This window comes from Mycolicibacterium novocastrense, assembly GCF_001570485.1.
GTDB lineage: Bacteria > Actinomycetota > Actinomycetes > Mycobacteriales > Mycobacteriaceae > Mycobacterium > Mycobacterium novocastrense.
In genome coordinates, this window is record NZ_BCTA01000002.1 from 271,527 (window position 1) to 288,809 (window position 17,283).

10 protein-coding genes are annotated in these 17,283 nt (G+C 67.3%); all 10 read left to right on the forward strand.

Annotation, left to right across the window (positions count from 1 at the left end; genetic code table 11):
• Nucleotides 1-36 precede the first annotated feature (36 nt).
• The 10 genes from RMCN_RS01515 to RMCN_RS01560 all read left to right on the forward strand — a co-directional run bounded on the left by RMCN_RS01515 (nt 37) and on the right by RMCN_RS01560 (nt 17,209).
• A complete protein-coding gene (locus tag RMCN_RS01515; protein ID WP_067386714.1) occupies nt 37-1,521 on the forward strand; it encodes a wax ester/triacylglycerol synthase family O-acyltransferase in 1,485 nt (494 codons plus the stop codon).
• Nucleotides 1,518-3,182 carry an HAD-IB family hydrolase/lysophospholipid acyltransferase family protein gene (locus RMCN_RS01520; protein WP_067386716.1) on the forward strand — a complete coding sequence of 555 codons (1,665 nt, stop codon included), beginning with the start codon at nt 1,518-1,520 and terminating at the stop codon, nt 3,180-3,182. The genes RMCN_RS01515 and RMCN_RS01520 overlap by 4 nt, the downstream gene beginning before the upstream one ends.
• Complete coding sequence (locus tag RMCN_RS01525) at nt 3,179-5,524, forward strand: glycerol-3-phosphate 1-O-acyltransferase (RefSeq protein ID WP_067386718.1); 2,346 nt, start codon at nt 3,179-3,181, stop codon at nt 5,522-5,524. Before RMCN_RS01520 ends, RMCN_RS01525 begins: the two co-directional genes overlap by 4 nt.
• 70 nt (nt 5,525-5,594) lie before the next feature.
• Nucleotides 5,595-7,598 carry a bifunctional copper resistance protein CopD/cytochrome c oxidase assembly protein gene (locus RMCN_RS01530; protein ID WP_067386720.1) on the forward strand — a complete coding sequence of 668 codons (2,004 nt, stop codon included), beginning with the start codon at nt 5,595-5,597 and terminating at the stop codon, nt 7,596-7,598.
• Between the two features lie 126 nt (nt 7,599-7,724).
• Nucleotides 7,725-8,567: a type IV toxin-antitoxin system AbiEi family antitoxin gene (locus RMCN_RS01535; RefSeq protein ID WP_067386722.1), complete on the forward strand. Its 843-nt coding sequence runs from the start codon at nt 7,725-7,727 to the stop codon at nt 8,565-8,567.
• A 241-nt stretch (nt 8,568-8,808) separates the two neighbouring features.
• Nucleotides 8,809-9,267: a single-stranded DNA-binding protein gene (gene ssb, locus RMCN_RS01540; protein WP_064413608.1), complete on the forward strand. Its 459-nt coding sequence runs from the start codon at nt 8,809-8,811 to the stop codon at nt 9,265-9,267.
• A 122-nt stretch (nt 9,268-9,389) separates the two neighbouring features.
• Complete coding sequence (ettA, locus tag RMCN_RS01545; protein WP_064413609.1) at nt 9,390-11,063, forward strand: energy-dependent translational throttle protein EttA; 1,674 nt, start codon at nt 9,390-9,392, stop codon at nt 11,061-11,063.
• A 160-nt stretch (nt 11,064-11,223) separates the two neighbouring features.
• Entirely contained in the window at nt 11,224-16,113 is a 4,890-nt protein-coding gene (locus tag RMCN_RS01550) for an NAD-glutamate dehydrogenase (protein ID WP_067386725.1), read from the forward strand.
• A complete protein-coding gene (locus RMCN_RS01555) occupies nt 16,110-16,553 on the forward strand; it encodes an acyl-CoA thioesterase (protein WP_067386727.1) in 444 nt (147 codons plus the stop codon). The genes RMCN_RS01550 and RMCN_RS01555 overlap by 4 nt, the downstream gene beginning before the upstream one ends.
• The gene (locus RMCN_RS01560; RefSeq protein WP_067386729.1) at nt 16,550-17,209 is read left to right on the forward strand and encodes a DUF8185 domain-containing protein; all 660 of its coding nucleotides are present in this window, start codon (nt 16,550-16,552) and stop codon (nt 17,207-17,209) included. The genes RMCN_RS01555 and RMCN_RS01560 overlap by 4 nt, the downstream gene beginning before the upstream one ends.
• The last annotated feature ends 74 nt before the right edge of the window (nt 17,210-17,283 follow it).

The following is a 17,283-nucleotide window of genomic DNA, read 5'->3' on the forward strand; positions in this document are numbered from 1 at the left end:
GGCCACACGATCACGAGCAGGAGGACGCGACGGCCCATGAGCGACGTGCCGGAACTCGATGCGGCGGGACTCCCTGAGGAACTCAGCCCACTCGACCAAATCCTGCACCGGGGCGAGGCCAATCCGCGTACCCGCTCGGGCATCATGACCGTCGAACTCCTGGACTGCGCACCGGATTGGGATACGTTCCGCGCCAAGTTCGACGCCGCCTCGCGCAAAGTGTTGCGGCTGCGGCAGAAGGTGGTGATGCCGACGCTGCCGACCGTGGCGCCCCGGTGGGTGGTGGACCCCGACTTCAACCTCGACTTCCACCTGCGGCGGGTGCGCGCCCCGCAACCGGGCACGTTCCGTCAGGTGCTCGACCTCGCCGAGGTCGCCGCGCAGTCACCGCTCGACATCTCCCGGCCGCTGTGGACGGCAACGCTCGTGGAGGGACTGGCCGACGACCGCGCCGCGATGGTCGTTCACCTCAGCCATGCGGTCACCGACGGTGTCGGGGGAGTCGAGATGTTCGCCAATCTCTATGACCTCGAGCGCGACCCGTCGCCACAACCCCTCCCACCGCTTCCCATCCCTCAGGACCTGTCGCCCAACGACCTGATGCGGCAGGGGCTCGTCCGGTTGCCCGGCACCATCGCGGGCCGCGTGCGCGGAGCGCTGTTCGGCGCCGCGCACGTCGCAACTGAGGTGATCCGCGACCCGATCTCTCGGCTCAACGGTGCTGTCGGGTACGCCATGTCGGGTGCGCGGGTGATCGGCCCCGTCGCCGATCCGTCGCCGGTGCTGCGGCGGCGCAGCCTGTCGTCGCGCAGCGAAGCCATCGACATCGAGTTCGGCACCCTGCACCGGGCCGCCAAGGCGGCCGGCGGGTCGATCAACGACGCGTATCTGGCCGGCCTGTGCGGCGCGCTGCGGCTCTACCACGAAGCCAAGGGCGTGCCGGTCGAGACGCTGCCGATGGCGGTTCCGGTCAACCTTCGCTCCGATGCCGACCCGGCGGGCGGAAACCGGTTCGCGGGCATCAATCTCGCCGCGCCGATCGGCCTGACAGACCCCGAGGTTCGCATCCGCAACATCCGCTCGCAGATGACCACCAAGCGTGAGGAACGCGCGATCGACATGGTCAGCGCCATCGCTCCGCTGGTCGGGCTGCTCCCGGACACGGCCCTCGAGTCGATGGCCGGCTCGATCGTGAACTCCGACGTCCAGGCCAGCAATGTCCCGGTGTACGCGGGCGACACCTACATCGCGGGAGCAAAAGTCCTGCGCCAGTACGGACTTGGCCCGCTTCCAGGTGTGGCGATGATGGTGGTGCTGATCTCGCGCTCGGGGTACTGCACGATCACCACCCGCTACGACCGCGCGGCGATCACCGACCAGGAGTTGTGGGCCCGCTGCCTGCTGTCGGGTTTCGACGAGGTCCTCGCCCTCGGCGGCGACGGCCGGGCCGAACCCGCCTCGTTCACCGTCGACCCCGCCCCATCCACTGTCTCGTCATCGAATGGGAGTGCAGCGCAATGACTTCGCCTGACGGGCAGACCTCGCGGCGCACTATGCGCCTGCCGGGTTCGGTCGCCGAAATTCTGGCCAGCCCGGAGGGGCCCGAAGTCGGCGCGTTCTTCGATCTCGACGGCACCCTGGTCGCCGGCTTCACCGGTGTCGTGATGACACAGGACCGATTCCGTCGTCGTCAGATGTCGATGGGTGAGTTCATCGGCATGGTCCAGGCCGGCCTCAACCACCAACTGGGACGGTCGGAGTTCGAGGATCTGATCGGCAAGGGTGCGCGCATGCTGCGCGGCAATTCGCTCGAAGACGTCGACGAACTCGCCGAGCGGTTGTTCGTCCAGAAGATCGTCGGCCGGATCTATCCCGAAATGCGCGAGTTGGTGCGCGCGCACATGGCCCGCGGCCACACCGTCGTCCTCAGCTCATCGGCACTGACGGTGCAGGTCGAACCCGTCGCGCGGTTCCTCGGCATCTCGAACGTGTTGAGCAACAAGTTCGAGATCGACGAGCACGGATTGCTCACCGGGGAGGTGACGCGCCCGATCATCTGGGGGCCGGGCAAGGCCAGGGCTGTGCAGATGTTCTCCGCAGAACACGGGGTCGACCTGTCGAAGAGCTACTTTTACGCCGACGGCGACGAGGACGTCGCGCTGATGTATCTGGTGGGCAATCCCCGCCCGACAAATCCGGGAGGCAAGCTCGCCGCGGTGGCTGCGAAGCGGGGCTGGCCGGTGCTGCGCTTTTCCAGTCGCAGTGGCGCGAGCCCGGTTTCGCAACTGCGCACGGCGGCGGGGATCGCCACCATGGGACCCATCGCCGCCGGCGCGCTGGGCCTGGGGCTGTTGACCCGCAGCAAGCGCAACGGTGTCAACTTCTTCACCGCGGCCTTCGGCCGAGCGTTGATGAGCACCCTCGGCATCAACATCAACGTGTTGGGCAGGGAGAACCTGACCAAGAAGCGTCCCGCGGTGTTTCTGTTCAACCACCGCAACCAGGCCGACCCGTTGATCGCCGGCCACTTGGTGGACACCAACTTCACATCGGTGGGCAAGAAGGAGTTGGAGAAGGATCCGATCGTCGGCACCCTCGGCAAGATCATGGACGCCGCGTTCATCGATCGCGAGGATCCGCAGAAAGCGGTCGAGGGTCTGAAGAAGGTCGAGGAACTCGCGCGCAAGGGGCTGTCGATCCTGATCGCGCCGGAGGGCACCCGGTTGGACACGACCGAGGTGGGACCCTTCAAGAAGGGACCGTTCCGGATCGCGATGTCGGCCGGTATTCCGGTGGTGCCCATCGTGATTCGCAACGCAGAGGTGATCGCTGCCCGCGATTCGAGCACCTTCAATCCCGGCACGGTCGACGTCGTGGTCTATCCACCGATTCCGGTCGACGACTGGACGCACGACAATCTCGGGGAGCGCATCGCCGAGGTGCGCCAGCTCTACCTCGACACCTTGGCGGACTGGCCGCACGACGAGTCGTCTCTATCCGAGCTCTACGACCGCAACATCCGTTCGACGGGCAAGCCCGCGAAGAAATCGGCGAAGAAGGCGACCAAGAAAGCGACCAAATCCGCAGCCAAATCCGCCACGAAGTCCGCGACCAAGTCGGTGCGTAAGGCGCCCGCCACCAAGACGTCGGCGCCCAAATCCTCGGGGAAGGGTCGTCCGTGAAGCCGTCCGTCGACCAGTACACCCCGTTCACACCCACCGGCGACGCGCTGGTGCTCGCGTCGGCTTCCTCTGCGGCCGAACGTGATCTGCTCGACGACTGGCTCGAGCGGCAACGGCGCGAGCACCCCGAGGCCAAGATCGACGTCCTGCTGTTGCCGTACGACGACCCGCCCGCCGGTGTGCTGGCTTCGCTCGTGTCGGAGCTCGAAGCGGGAGAAGACCGCTCCGTGGTGCCGGTGCGGGTGTTCTGGGTGCCCGGCGGGCTGCCCACCCGGTCCAAGGTGGTGGCCCTGATCTCCGGTCGCGACACCTACCGTCCCCCTGAGATCCTGCAGCGCCGCATCCTGCGCCGCGACCCTTCGCGGGCCCGTGTCGTCGCCGGTGAACCCGCGAAGGTCTCCGAACTGCGCCAGCAATGGGCCGATACCACCGTCGCCGAAAACCCCCGGGAATTCGCGCGTTTCGTGATCCGCCGCGCGATCCTGGCGATCGAACGGGTCGAGCTGCGCCTGCTGGGCCCGGAGTACAAGTCGCCGCGGTTGATCAAACCGGAGTTGATGGCGTCGGCGCGTTTCCGCGAAGGGCTGGAGAAGATTCCGGGCGCGGACCTGGAGACCGCGGGGGAGATGCTCGACGAACTCTCCACCGGGTGGAGCCGGTTCTCGGTGGACCTGATTCCGTCGTTGGGTCGTGCGATCTTCAGCCGCGGCTTCGATCCGAACATCGACTACGACCGCGACGAGGTCGAGTTGATGCGCCGCAACCTGGAGAACCATCCGGCGGTCCTGTTGTTCTCGCACCGGTCCTATCTCGACGGGGTGATCGTGCCGGTCGCGATGCAGGAGAACCGGTTACCGCCGGTGCACACCTTCGCGGGCATCAACCTCTCGTTCGGGTTCATGGGGCCGTTGATGCGCCATTCGGGCGTGATCTTCCTGCGCCGCAAGCTCGACGATCCGCTCTACAAGTACGTGCTGCGGCAATTCGTCGGCTACATCGTCGAGAAGCGGTTCAACCTGAGCTGGTCGATCGAGGGCACCCGGTCGCGGACCGGAAAGATGTTGCCGCCCAAGCTCGGTCTGCTGGCCTACGTCGCCGACGCCTACCTCGACGGCCGCAGCGAGGACATCCTGTTGCAGCCCGTGTCGATCAGCTTCGACCAGCTGCACGAGACATCCGAATACGCCGCCTACGCCCGCGGCGGTGAGAAGACGCCCGAAAGCCTGTCGTGGATGTACAACTTCATCAAGGCCCAAGGCGAGCGCAACTACGGCAAGATCTATGTCCGCTTTCCCGAGGCCGTCAGCATGCGCGAGTATCTCGGTGCGCCGCACGGGCCGATGGCCACCGATGAGAACGCCAAACGGCTGGCCCTGCAGAAGATGGCGTTCGAAGTGTCGTGGCGGATCCTGCGTGCCACACCCGTCAACGCCACGGCGCTGGTGTCGGCGCTGTTGCTCACCACACGAGGAATCGCGTTGACGCTGAACCAGATCCATCACACCCTGCAGCCGTCGCTGGATTACCTCGAGCGCAAGCAGACCCCGATGACCAACAGCGCGTTGAGGTTACGCACCCCGGACGGTGTGCGGGCCGCTCTCGACGCATTGTCCAACCGGCACCCCGTCACCTGCGTCGAGGGTGGGCGCGAGCCCGTCTGGCGCATCGCTCCCGAGGACGAACACGAAGCGGCCTTCTACCGCAACACGCTCATCGACGCATTCCTGGAGACCTCGTTGGTCGAGTTGGCGTTGGTACACGCCGGCCGCGCGGAGTCCGACCGGCTGGAGGCGTTCTGGTCGCAGGTGATGCGACTGCGCGACCTGCTGAAGTTCGACTTCTACTTCGCCGATTCGGCGGCGTTCCGTGACCATGTCGCCGAGGAACTGTCCTGGCAGAGCGGGTGGGAGGAGCAGGTGACGGCCGGTGAGCGGCGGGTCGAGGAACTGCTGCGGACCAAGTCGCCGCTGTTGGCGGGCGCCATGCTGCGCCCGTTCTTCGAGGCGTACGAGATCGTCGCCGATGTGCTGCTCGACGCCCCCGCCGAGATCGACGAGAAGGACCTGACGAAGAAGGCGCTCGGACTGGGCAACCAGTACGTCGCACAGAGTCGGGTGCGCAGCAATGAGGCGGTGTCGGCGCTGCTGTTCGCGACCGCGCGCCAGGTCGCGGCCGACCAGGATCTGCTCGCGCCGGCGCCCGATCTGGTCGAGCGGCGTACCGCGTTCCGCGACGAGTTGCGGGCCATCCTGCGCGATATGGACAAGGTCGAGCAGATCGCCCGCGAACGGTTCATCGCGCGCGAAATCGCTCGCCGTGCGGCGCGGCGGGAGTCGGCCTGACTCACGCTCGTCGGGCAGAGCGCGCGGAGCGTTTTGTTGGCGTGGTTCGTGCACGCCATACGCTGGTGGGATGACGACGACGGCATCGGGGGTGCGCACCAGCGCGGTGTGGCCGGTGCTCATCGGGGTGGCGGTGCTGGCCGGTGTGGTGGCCGCGGGCATCGGCGCGCTGTCCCTGGCAGACGCGTTGAGCGCGACCGGGCTGCCGGATCCCGGCCCGATCACGACCTACGGCGTGCCGTTCGTGCGGGCCGCCGGTGAGATCGCTGCCGTCATCGCCGTCGGGTCCTTCCTGTTCGCCGCATTCCTCACGCCGCCTCAAACCAACGGCGTGCTCGACGCCGGTGGGTACCGTGCGCTGCGCCTGGGCACCGGCGCCTCGGCGGCGTGGACGGTGTGCGCCGCGCTGATGGTTCCGCTGACGGTGTCCGACGTCTCCGGTCAGCCGTTGAGCCAGACCCTGGACCCGGTGACCGTCTGGTCGGCGGCCGACCTCGTCGACATGGCCAGCGCGTGGCGGTGGACCGCGTTCCTCGCCGCGGCCGTCACGGTGGCCAGCCTTCCGGTGCTGCGCTGGTCCTGGACGCCGATCCTGCTCGCCGGGGCCCTGACGACGCTCATCCCGCTCGGGCTGGCGGGGCATTCGTCGACCGGCGGCGCCCACGACATGGCCACCAATAGCCTGCTGTTCCACCTTGTCGCCGCAGCGCTGTGGGCGGGCGGGCTGCTCGCCCTGCTCGTGCACGCGTTGCGGCGCGGCAAGCACGCCGATCTGGCCGCGCGGCGGTTCTCGGCGCTCGCGCTGTGGTGCTTCGTCGTCGTGGCCGTCAGCGGGGTGATCAACGCGCTCGTGCGCGTCGAACCGGCCGACCTGGTGCGCACTGAGTACGGCTGGTTGATCGTCGCCAAGGTCTGCGCATTGGTCCTGCTCGCGGTGATCGGCTGGTGGCAACGCCGCTCCGCGGTGGCCGCGCTGCAGGAAGACCCGGACGCCCGGGGTCCGCTGGTGCGTCTGGCGCTGCTCGAGGCGCTGCTGTTCGGGGCGACGTTCGGCATCGCGGTCGGGCTCGGGCGCACCCCTCCGCCTCCGCTGGCCGAACAGCCCAGCCCCGTCGAGGTGGCGATCGGATACGACCTCGCCGGCCCGCCGACCGTCGAGCGGATCCTGCTCGACTGGCGGTTCGACCTGATCTTCGGCACCGCCGCGATCGTCTTCGCGGTGGTCTACCTACTCGGTGTGCGGCGACTTCGCCGTCGCGGCGACGCATGGCCGGTGGGCCGGACGTTGGGGTGGCTGTGCGGCTGCGCGGCCCTGCTGATCGCGACGTCGTCGGGGCTGGGCCGCTACATGCCGGCGATGTTCTCGATGCACATGCTCGCGCACATGATGCTGTCGATGCTGGTTCCGATCCTGCTGGTGCTCGGCGCGCCGATGACGCTGGCCCTGCGGGCGCTGCCGACCGCGGGCCGCGGCGAGCCGCCGGGACCGAGGGAGTGGCTGCTGGCCGCGTTGCACTCGCGGGTGTCGCGGTTCCTGACCCAGCCGATCATCGCGACGGTCATCTTCGTCGCCGGTTTCTACGGTTTGTACTTCGGCGGGCTGTTCGACGCTGCCGTCGACAAGCACGGCGCCCACGTGTTGATGAACCTGCACTTCCTGCTGAGCGGATACCTCTTCTACTGGGTGACGATCGGTATCGACCCGGCGCCGCGCCAGATTCCTCACCTGGGCAAGGTCGCGATGGTGTTCGCGTCGCTGCCCCTGCACGCGTTCTTCGGTGTGGTGCTGATGGGCACCAAGTCCGTGCTGGGCGAGCCGTTCTACCGGTCGCTGCAGCTCAGTTGGCACACCGATCTGCTCGCCGATCAGCGCACCGGCGGCGGCATCGCCTGGGCGGCGGGTGAGGTCCCGCTCGTCGTGGTGATGCTCGCGCTGCTGATCCAATGGACGCGCAGCGATCAGCGCACGGCCAAACGGATCGACCGGGCCGCCGACCGCGACGACGATGCCGAGCTCGCCGCCTACAACGCGATGCTCGCCGAGCTCGCCCGCCGCGACGCCCGCGCCGAGTAAGGCCTCGCGCGCCGCACGACGTCCGCCGAGGCCGACGCTTTGGCTGGTTTCCGGCCGGCGGCACGACCATTGCGTCGGTTTCGAGGACTGTGGAGCGAGACCAGCGGTCGCGGGCGTCCAACCTGTGTGGAGATTCCGTTCATCGGCAGTGACGCCGTGGCCGCGGGCCACCTCACCCGAGCCCACCTGCGCAGTCACTATCGACCGCTGTACCGCGGCGTCTACGTCCCGCGCGGCCACCAGGCGTCGCTGCGCGAGAGGATCGTCGGCGTACCTCTCGGCTCGCCTTCGGCGGTGATCGCCGGGGTGGCCGCTTCCGCGTTACACGGGGCGAAATGGGTCGGCGACGACGTTCCCATCGAAATGATCGCGGCGGTCCGGCGCCAGCGCGGTCTGATCGTCCGCGACGAGACCTTGGACGAGGACGAGGTCACCGCGGTCGCCGGCATCCGGGTGACCACCCCGGCCCGGACTGCGTTCGACCTGGGTCGGCATCACCCGCGCGACCGGGCGGTCGCGCGCCTGGACGCGTTGATGAACGCGCGCCCGTTCGCGTTCGAGGACGTCGCGCTATTAGCGAAGCGGCATCGCGGTGTCCGTGGTCTGCGGCAGTTGCGGGCGGCGCTGCCGCTGGTCGACGGCGGTGCCGAGTCGCCGAGGGAGACATGGCTGCGGCTGCTGTTCATCGATGCCGGGCTACCTCGGCCGACCACACAAATCGTCGTGAAAGACGAGTGGGGCCGCTACGTCCGACGCATCGACATGTGTTGGGAGGACTTCAAAGTCGGCGCCGAATACGACGGCGAACAACACCTCACCAGCCGGCGACAGTATGTCCTCGACGTTCGCGTCAACCGAGTGCTGCAGCGGCTCGGCTGGCACGTCATTCACGTCATCAAAGAAGACTGCGGGGCCGACATCGTCGAGCAGGCGCGAGACGCTCTGCTGTCGCGGGGCTGGCGCCCGTAGGTTCCGCGGACGCCTCGCTCGAAACCGACGCAATGGTCGATCGCAGGCCGGCGGACCAGCCAAAACGTCGGGCTCGGCGAGTGATGAAGGCGCTATCCCCAATACCGCGTTCGTCCACAGGGCCGCTCGGCGACTGAGCGCGCCGCGTTCCGGTGTCGGCGCCGCGGCGCTCAATGGCGGTGTCACCGACGCGCCACCGGGCCGTCGGCAGGGAAACGCAAGGAATCAAGAGGAGATCATCATGTTCGAGACACCGTTCACCATCGTCGGCAACATCGTCACCGACCCGATCCATCGACGGGTCGGGGATCAGGAGATGGTCCGCTTCCGGGTCGCCAGCAACTCGCGCCGCCGCACGGCCGAGGGAACATGGGAACCCGGGAATTCGTTGTTCGTCACAGTGAACTGCTGGGGGCGGGTGGTTGCCGGGGCCAGCGCGACGCTGGTCAAGGGTGATCCCGTCATCGTCGTCGGACACGTCTACACCAGCGAGTACGACGACCGCGACGGCAACCGACGCTCGTCGGTGGAAGTGCGCGCCACGTCGGTCGGGCCGGACCTGGCCCGGTGCTCGGCACGCATCGACCGGGGGCGGCAGCAGACCGAGCAGCGGTTCACCGACCCGGAAAACCAATCCGAAGACACCGGTGATGACGTCGACACGGAGCAGCCCGAGACGGCGCTGCCCCTGACCGCGTAGCGCGGGGACGCCGCCGGCGCAGGACCTCGAGTAGCTCACTCGGCTGCGCCGGCGAGGCCACGCCTACGATGGTCCGCGAGCATCACCCGAGAGACTCGCAACTTTGAAAGGCACCCCACGGCATGGCCGAATTCATCTATTCGATGCGGAAGGTCCGCAAGGCGCACGGCGACAAGGTCATCCTCGACGACGTCAGCCTGAACTTCCTTCCGGGCGCGAAGATCGGCGTCGTCGGTCCCAACGGGGCCGGCAAGTCGAGCGTCTTGCGGATCATGGCCGGGCTGGACCAGCCCAACAACGGCGACGCGTTCCTGCAGCCCGGAGCGACTGTGGGCATCCTGCAGCAGGAACCGCCGCTCAACGAGGACAAGACCGTCCGCGAGAACGTCGAAGAGGGCGTGGCGATCAAGGAGAAGCTGAACCGCTACAACGAGGTCGCCGAGCTGATGGCCACCGACTACTCCGATGAGTTGATGGAGGAGATGGGCCGGCTGCAGGAGGAGCTCGACGCGGCCGACGCCTGGGACATCGACTCCCAGCTCGAGCAGGCGATGGACGCGCTGCGCTGCCCGCCGCCCGACGAGCCGGTCACCCATCTGTCCGGAGGCGAGCGCCGACGGGTCGCGTTGTGCAAGCTGCTGCTGTCCAAGCCCGACCTGCTGCTCCTCGACGAGCCCACCAACCACCTGGACGCCGAGAGCGTGCAGTGGCTCGAACAGCACCTCGCCGAGTACAAGGGCGCGATCCTCGCGGTCACCCACGACCGGTACTTCCTGGACAACGTGGCCGAGTGGATCCTCGAACTCGACCGCGGACGGGCTTATCCGTACGAGGGCAACTACTCGACGTATCTGGAGAAGAAGGCCGAGCGCGTCGCCGTGCAGGGACGCAAGGACGCCAAACTGCAGAAGCGTCTGCAGGACGAGCTCGCCTGGGTCCGCTCGGGCGCCAAGGCGCGGCAAGCCAAGAGCAAGGCCCGCCTGCAGCGCTACGAGGAGATGGCCGCAGAGGCGGAGAAGACCCGCAAGCTCGACTTCGAGGAGATCCAGATCCCGACGCCGCCCCGGCTGGGCAACGTCGTCGTCGAGGTCGAGCACCTCGACAAGGGCTTCGGCGGGCGCACCTTGATCAAGGACCTGTCGTTCACGTTGCCGCGCAACGGCATTGTCGGAGTCATCGGTCCCAACGGTGTCGGCAAGACGACGCTGTTCAAGACCATCGTGGGCCTCGAGCAGCCCGACAGCGGCACGGTGAAGGTCGGCGAAACGGTCAAGTTGAGCTACGTCGACCAGAGCCGCGCGGGCATCGACCCGAAAAAGACGGTGTGGGAGGTCGTCTCCGACGGGCTGGACTACATCGAGGTCGGCCAGAACGAGATCCCGTCGCGGGCCTACGTCTCCGCGTTCGGCTTCAAGGGCCCGGATCAGCAGAAGCCGGCCGGTGTGTTGTCCGGCGGTGAACGCAACCGGCTCAACCTGGCGTTGACGCTCAAGGAGGGCGGCAACCTGATTCTGCTCGACGAGCCGACCAACGACCTGGACGTCGAAACGCTCTCGTCGCTGGAGAACGCGCTGGAGAGCTTCCCCGGCTGCGCCGTGGTGATCTCCCACGACCGGTGGTTCCTCGATCGCACCTGTACCCACATCCTGGCGTGGGAGGGCGACGAGGACAACGAGGCCAAGTGGTTCTGGTTCGAGGGCAACTTCGGTGCCTACGAGGAGAACAAGGTCGAACGGCTCGGCGCGGAGGCGGCCCGCCCGCACCGCGTGACGCATCGCAAGCTCACGCGCGACTGATCCGGCGGGGTAACCGGATGACTGATCCGGCGGGGTAGCCGCAACGCCCGCCCGCGGGCTACTAGGGTCGTCTTCTGCGGACCGCGGAGCCGCTTCGCTCATCGGGGCTGGCGGTGACATCCAACGGCGGAGGTCCGCGCCTACAGTTCAGGAGCGTCGCATGTCGGGGAATCCGGGAGACGTCGGGAGATCAGCGGGCGCCGGGGTCGGCGTCACCGGGGCCAACGACTCTCCTGGACTCGACGACCAGACCGTGGCCCGACTCGCCCGCGCCTATCTGGAGACCTACCGGGGCCCGCACGCCGACGCGCCCGCCGCTGATTCCACGGTCACGATGCCCGTGACGGCAACGGCCCAGCAGGTCGTCACGCCGAACCTCATCACCGCGCATCACCGGCTCGGCCGGTTCCGCCCTTACGGCGACACCCGTGTCGAGGTGTACCGCGCCGACGACCCGGCCGGGTTCGGCCCGGCCCTGCAGATCGTCACCGACCACTCCGCGATGGTGATGGACTCGGTCACGGTGCTGCTGCACCGTTTCGGTGTCGCCTACACCGCGATCATGAACCCGGTCCTGCGGGTGCACCGTGCGCGGGCGGGTGAACTGCTCGACGTCGCCCCGGCCGCGCAGGCCGGCGGGCACGACGGCGTGTTCGAGGCCTGGATTCACGTCCAGCTCGCGGCGACCGTCGATCCCAAGGCGCTGGCACAGGTGGCGCAGATGCTGCCGAGCGTTCTCGCCGATGCGCGTCACGTCGCCCTCGACGCCGAGGAGCTCTCCTCGACGATGCGCCGGTTGGCGCACGACCTGGCCACCGACACCGGCGCCAGGTTCCGCGGGCCCGACCGCGAGGACGTCGCCGCGCTGTTGCGGTGGCTGGCCGATGGGCATTTCGTGCTGCTCGGCTACCAGCGCTGTTCGATACGGGACGGCCGGTCGTCGGTCGACCCGTCCAGCCGGTTGGGGGCGCTTCGGTTGCGCCATGATGTGCTGCCGCCGCTGACCGACGACAACGACCTACTCGTGCTGGCGCAGGCCACCATCCCCAGTTACCTGCGTTACGGCGCGTATCCGCACATCGCGGTCGTGCGCGAACAACACGGCGCAACCGCGATCGAACACCGTTTCGTCGGCCTGTTCACGGTCGCGGCCATGAACGCCAATGTGCTTGAGATCCCGTTGATTTCGCGCAGAGTTCACGAGGCGCTGTCGCTGTCCCGTAACGACCCCAGCCACCCGGGGCAACTGCTGCTCGACATCATTCAGACCATCCCGCGCCCGGAATTGTTCGCCCTGTCGGCGCAGAACGTGCTGGACATGGTGAAGGCCGTCGTCGACCTCGGCTCCCGCAGGCGCACGTTGCTGTTCATGCGCGCCGATTCGCTCGCGCAGTTCGTCTCGTGCCTGGTGTACCTTCCGCGCGACCGCTACACCACCGCCGTGCGGTTGGAGATGCAGGACATCCTCGTGCGTGAACTCGGCGGGGTCAGCATCGAATACACCGCGCGTGTGAGCGAGTCACCCTGGGCAGTAGTTCATTTCGCGGTGCGCATGCCCGAGGGCACCCGCGGCCGTGACATCGACACGTCGCCGGCCAACGAGTCGCGCATCCAGGATCTGCTCACCGAAGCGGCGCGCACCTGGGGAGACCGGTTGATCGGCGCGGTGAAGACGGGTTCGATCAGTCAGCGTACGGCGCAGCACTATTCCGCCGCCTTTTCCGAGGCCTACAAGCAGGCGGTCGAACCGCTCGACGCGATCGCCGACATCGCAGTCATCGAAGAGCTGCAAGACGGTTCGATCCGACCGGTGCTCGCCGACCTCGAGGAGGGCACCGCGCAGCTCACCTTGTATCTGGGCGGGCACTCCGCGTCGCTGAGCGATCTGCTACCGATGCTGCAGTCGATGGGCGTCGTGGTTCTCGAAGAGAGACCGTTCAGCCTCGAACGGCCCGACGGGCTCGCGGTGTGGATCTATCAGTTCAAAATCTCACCGCACAAGTCGATCCCGCACATCGAGTCCGAATCCGAACGAGCCGAGACCGCCACGCGGTTCGCCGACGCGTTGACCGCGATCTGGCAGGGCCGCGCCGAGACCGACCGGTTCAACGAGTTGGTGATGCGGGCCGGGCTGAACTGGCAGCAGGTTTCGGTCCTGCGCAGCTATGCGAAGTATCTGCGGCAGGCGGGCTTTCCGTACAGCCAGTCGCACATCGAGGCCGTCGTCAACGACCACGCCAAGACCGCACGCTCACTGGTCGAGTTGTTCGAGGCGTTGTTCTGTCCGTTCGAGGGCGAGCAGGACGACGCACCGAAGCGGCGTGACGCCCAGGCGGCCGCAGCGGCGGTGAGTGCCGACATCGACGCGCTGGTCAGCCTGGACACCGACCGGGTGTTGCGGGCGTTCGCGTCGATGATCCAAGCCACGCTGCGCACCAACTACTTCGTCGGGCGACAGGAGTCTGCAAGGCAGCAGGATGTGTTGTCGTTCAAGCTCGATCCCGGCCTGATCGACGAATTGCCGCTGCCGCGACCGAAATTCGAGATCTTCGTGTACTCGCCGCGGGTCGAGGGTGTGCACCTGCGGTTCGGCTATGTGGCGCGCGGAGGCCTGCGCTGGTCGGACCGCCGCGAGGACTTCCGCACCGAGATCCTCGGGCTGGTCAAGGCGCAGGCCGTCAAGAACGCGGTGATCGTACCCGTGGGCGCCAAGGGCGGTTTCGTCGTCAAGCAGCCGCCGACACCGACCGGAGACGCCACCGACGACCGCGAGGCTCAACGCGCCGAGGGTGTGTCGTGCTACAAGCTGTTCATCGCCGGCCTGCTCGATGTGACCGACAACGTCGACAAGGGGTCCGGGCAGGTGGTTCCGCCGCCGGATGTGGTGCGGCGCGACGGAGACGACGCCTATCTCGTCGTCGCCGCCGACAAGGGCACCGCGACATTCTCCGACATCGCCAACGAGGTCGCCAAGTCCTATGGCTTCTGGCTCGGTGACGCGTTCGCCTCGGGCGGTTCGGTGGGCTACGACCACAAAGCCATGGGCATCACCGCCAGGGGTGCGTGGGAATCGGTCAAGCGGCACTTCCGCGAGATGGGTGTCGACACCCAGTCCGAGGACTTCACCGTCGTCGGGGTCGGCGACATGAGCGGTGACGTGTTCGGCAACGGCATGTTGCTGTCCAAGCACATTCGGCTGTTGGCCGCCTTCGACCACCGGCACATCTTCATCGATCCCGATCCCGACGCCGCGCGTTCATGGGACGAGCGCAAGCGCCTGTTCGACCTGCCCCGGTCGAGCTGGGAGGACTATGACGCCTCGTTGATCAGCGAGGGCGGCGGCGTCTACAGCAGGGAGCACAAGTCGATTCAGATCAGCCCGCAGGCCCGCGCGGCGCTGGGCATCGACGACAACGTCGACGAGTTGACGCCGCCCAACCTGATCAAGGCGATCCTGAAGGCGCCCGCCGACCTGTTGTTCAACGGCGGCATCGGCACCTACATCAAGGCCGAAACCGAATCCGACGCCGACGTCGGCGACCGCGCCAACGACCCGGTGCGGGTGAACGGAAACCAGTTGCGTGTCAAGGTGGTCGCTGAGGGCGGCAACCTCGGTGTGACCGCGCTGGGGCGCATCGAGTTCGACCTCGCCGGCGGCCGCATCAACACCGACGCGCTGGACAACTCGGCCGGTGTCGACTGCTCCGACCATGAGGTCAACATCAAGATCCTGATCGATTCGCTGGTCACCGCGGGCAAGGTCAGCCCCGAAGACCGCACCGAACTGCTGCTGTCGATGACCGACGAGGTCGGCCGGTTGGTGCTGCGGGACAACGAAGACCAGAACGATCTGATGGGCACCAGCCGCGCCAACGCGGCGAGCCTGCTGCCGGTGCACTCGCGCATGATCAGGGCCTTCGTCGCCGACCGTGGGCTGAACCGCGAACTCGAGGCGCTGCCCTCGGAGAAGGAGATCCACCGTCGCGCCGACGCCGGAATCGGTTTGACCTCACCGGAACTGGCGACGCTGATGGCTCACGTCAAACTCGCGCTGAAATCCGACGTGCTGGCCAGCGAGCTGCCCGACCAGGAGGCGTTCGCCTCCCGGCTGCCGTGGTACTTCCCCGAGAAACTGCGTGAGCCGTTTGCCGCGGAGATCCGCTCGCACGAACTGCGCCGCGAGATCGTCACCACCATGCTGGTCAACGATCTCGTCGACACCAGCGGGATCACCTACGCCTACCGCATCAGCGAGGACGCCGGGGTCGGCCCGGTCGACGCCGTGCGCAGCTACGCCGCGGCCAACGCGATCTTCCGGATCAACGACCTCTGGCGGCAGATCCGGGCGGCGGGGGACAACGGCGTCTCGGTTGCGGTGACCGACCGGATGACGCTGGATCTGCGGCGGCTGGTCGACCGGGCCGGGCGCTGGTTGCTCAACTACCGTCCTCAGCCACTGGCCGTCGGCGCCGAGACCAACCGGTTCGCCGCCAAGGTGGCGGCGCTGACACCGCGGATGTCGGAGTGGCTGCGCGGCGACGACGAGGCCATTGTGACCAAGGAGGCCGACGACCTCGCCTCGCGCGGAGTCCCCAAGGAATTGGCCTACGAGCTCGCCACGGGGCTTTACCAGTTCAGCCTTCTCGACATCATCGACATCGGGGACATCGTGGAGCGCGAACCCGACGAGGTGGCCGACACCTACTTCGCGCTGATGAACTACCTCAACACCGACACCTTGCTCACCGCGGTGTCGCGGCTCGAGCGCGATGACCGCTGGCATTCGTTGGCGCGCTTGGCGATTCGCGATGACATCTACGGATCGCTGCGGTCGCTGTGCCTGGACGTGCTGGCGGTGGGCGAGCCTGACGAGACGGGTGAGGAGAAGATCGCCGAATGGGAGACCACGAACGGATCCCGGGTGGACCGCGCCCGCCGCACGCTCGACGAGATCCATGAAAGCGGTCAACACGACCTCGCGACGCTGTCGGTGGCGGCGCGTCAGATCCGCAGCATGACACGGAACAGTGGAACGGGGACTTCTCGATGACAGGCGCTGACGTCGCGCGCAACACTGGTGGAGCAGGGTTTGTCGCGCCGGTCCATGTGCGGTGGTCGGACATCGACATGTATCAGCACATCAACCACGCCACCATGGTGACGATCCTCGAGGAAGCTCGAATCCCGTTCCTGCGTGATCCGTTCGGCCCGGAGATCGAGACCATCGGCTTGCTCATCGCCGAGGTCAACATCACGTACAAGGCTCAACTGCGGCTGATCGATTCGCCGCTTCAGGTGACCATGTGGTCCAAGCGTGTGCGCTCGGTCGATTTCACAGTCGGCTACGAGGTGCGGTCGGTGGGAGCACCGCCCGACTCCAAGCCGGCGGTGATCGCCGACACCCAGTTGGCCGCCGTGCACATCAAAGAGCAGCGCCTGCACCGTCTTTCGCCGCAGCAAAAAGAGTACCTGCAGCGCTGGACACGATGACGCGATCCGAGCGGGGCCTCTGGCTGACCGACCTGTCGCAGCGCGAAGACCTCGCGACGTTCGCAGAGCGGGCTTTGCGTCTCGACGAAGCTGCGGTCATCCGGTTGCGTCAACGATCCGAGGATGTGCTGGTCGCTTGGGTCGCAACGGGATTCGATGTGTTGGCCAGCCGGGTGGTCGAGGGCCGGGTCAACCCGCCGGATCTGTGCGCGGGCGCCGACACGCTGGCCGCGAATTTGCGGAGTGTGGACGGTACCGGCTTCGTCGAGCCCGGCTTCGCGCTGGATTCCGCTTGGCGCGGAGCGCTTCCGCCGGACTCCGGCTTCGTCCACCTCGACGATGTGCCCGCCCGCGTCGTGCTCGACCTGGCGCAGCGCGGCGGGGCGCTGGCCAAAGAGCATTCCAGCAGTCACGGTCCACCGGTGTCGCTGCTGGATCAAGAGGTTGTCGCGGTCAGCTCCGGCGACGACAGCGTCGGCATCCCGATGAGATGTGTATTCGCCTTGACCGCAATGGGTTTTCTGCCTCAATCGGGATCGGCGGTGGGCGCCGACGAGATCGTGCGGGTGCGGGTCACGGCGACGTGGCTGCGTATCGACGCGCGGTTCGGTTCGGTGTACCGCCGCCGCGGCGACCCGGCCGTCGTCCTGCGCTGACTTTTCTTGCCGCGTGGGCCCACGCGAAGCTGCGCGAGTGACCGTGTCTGTGCGCAACACGCCGCAGAATTTCG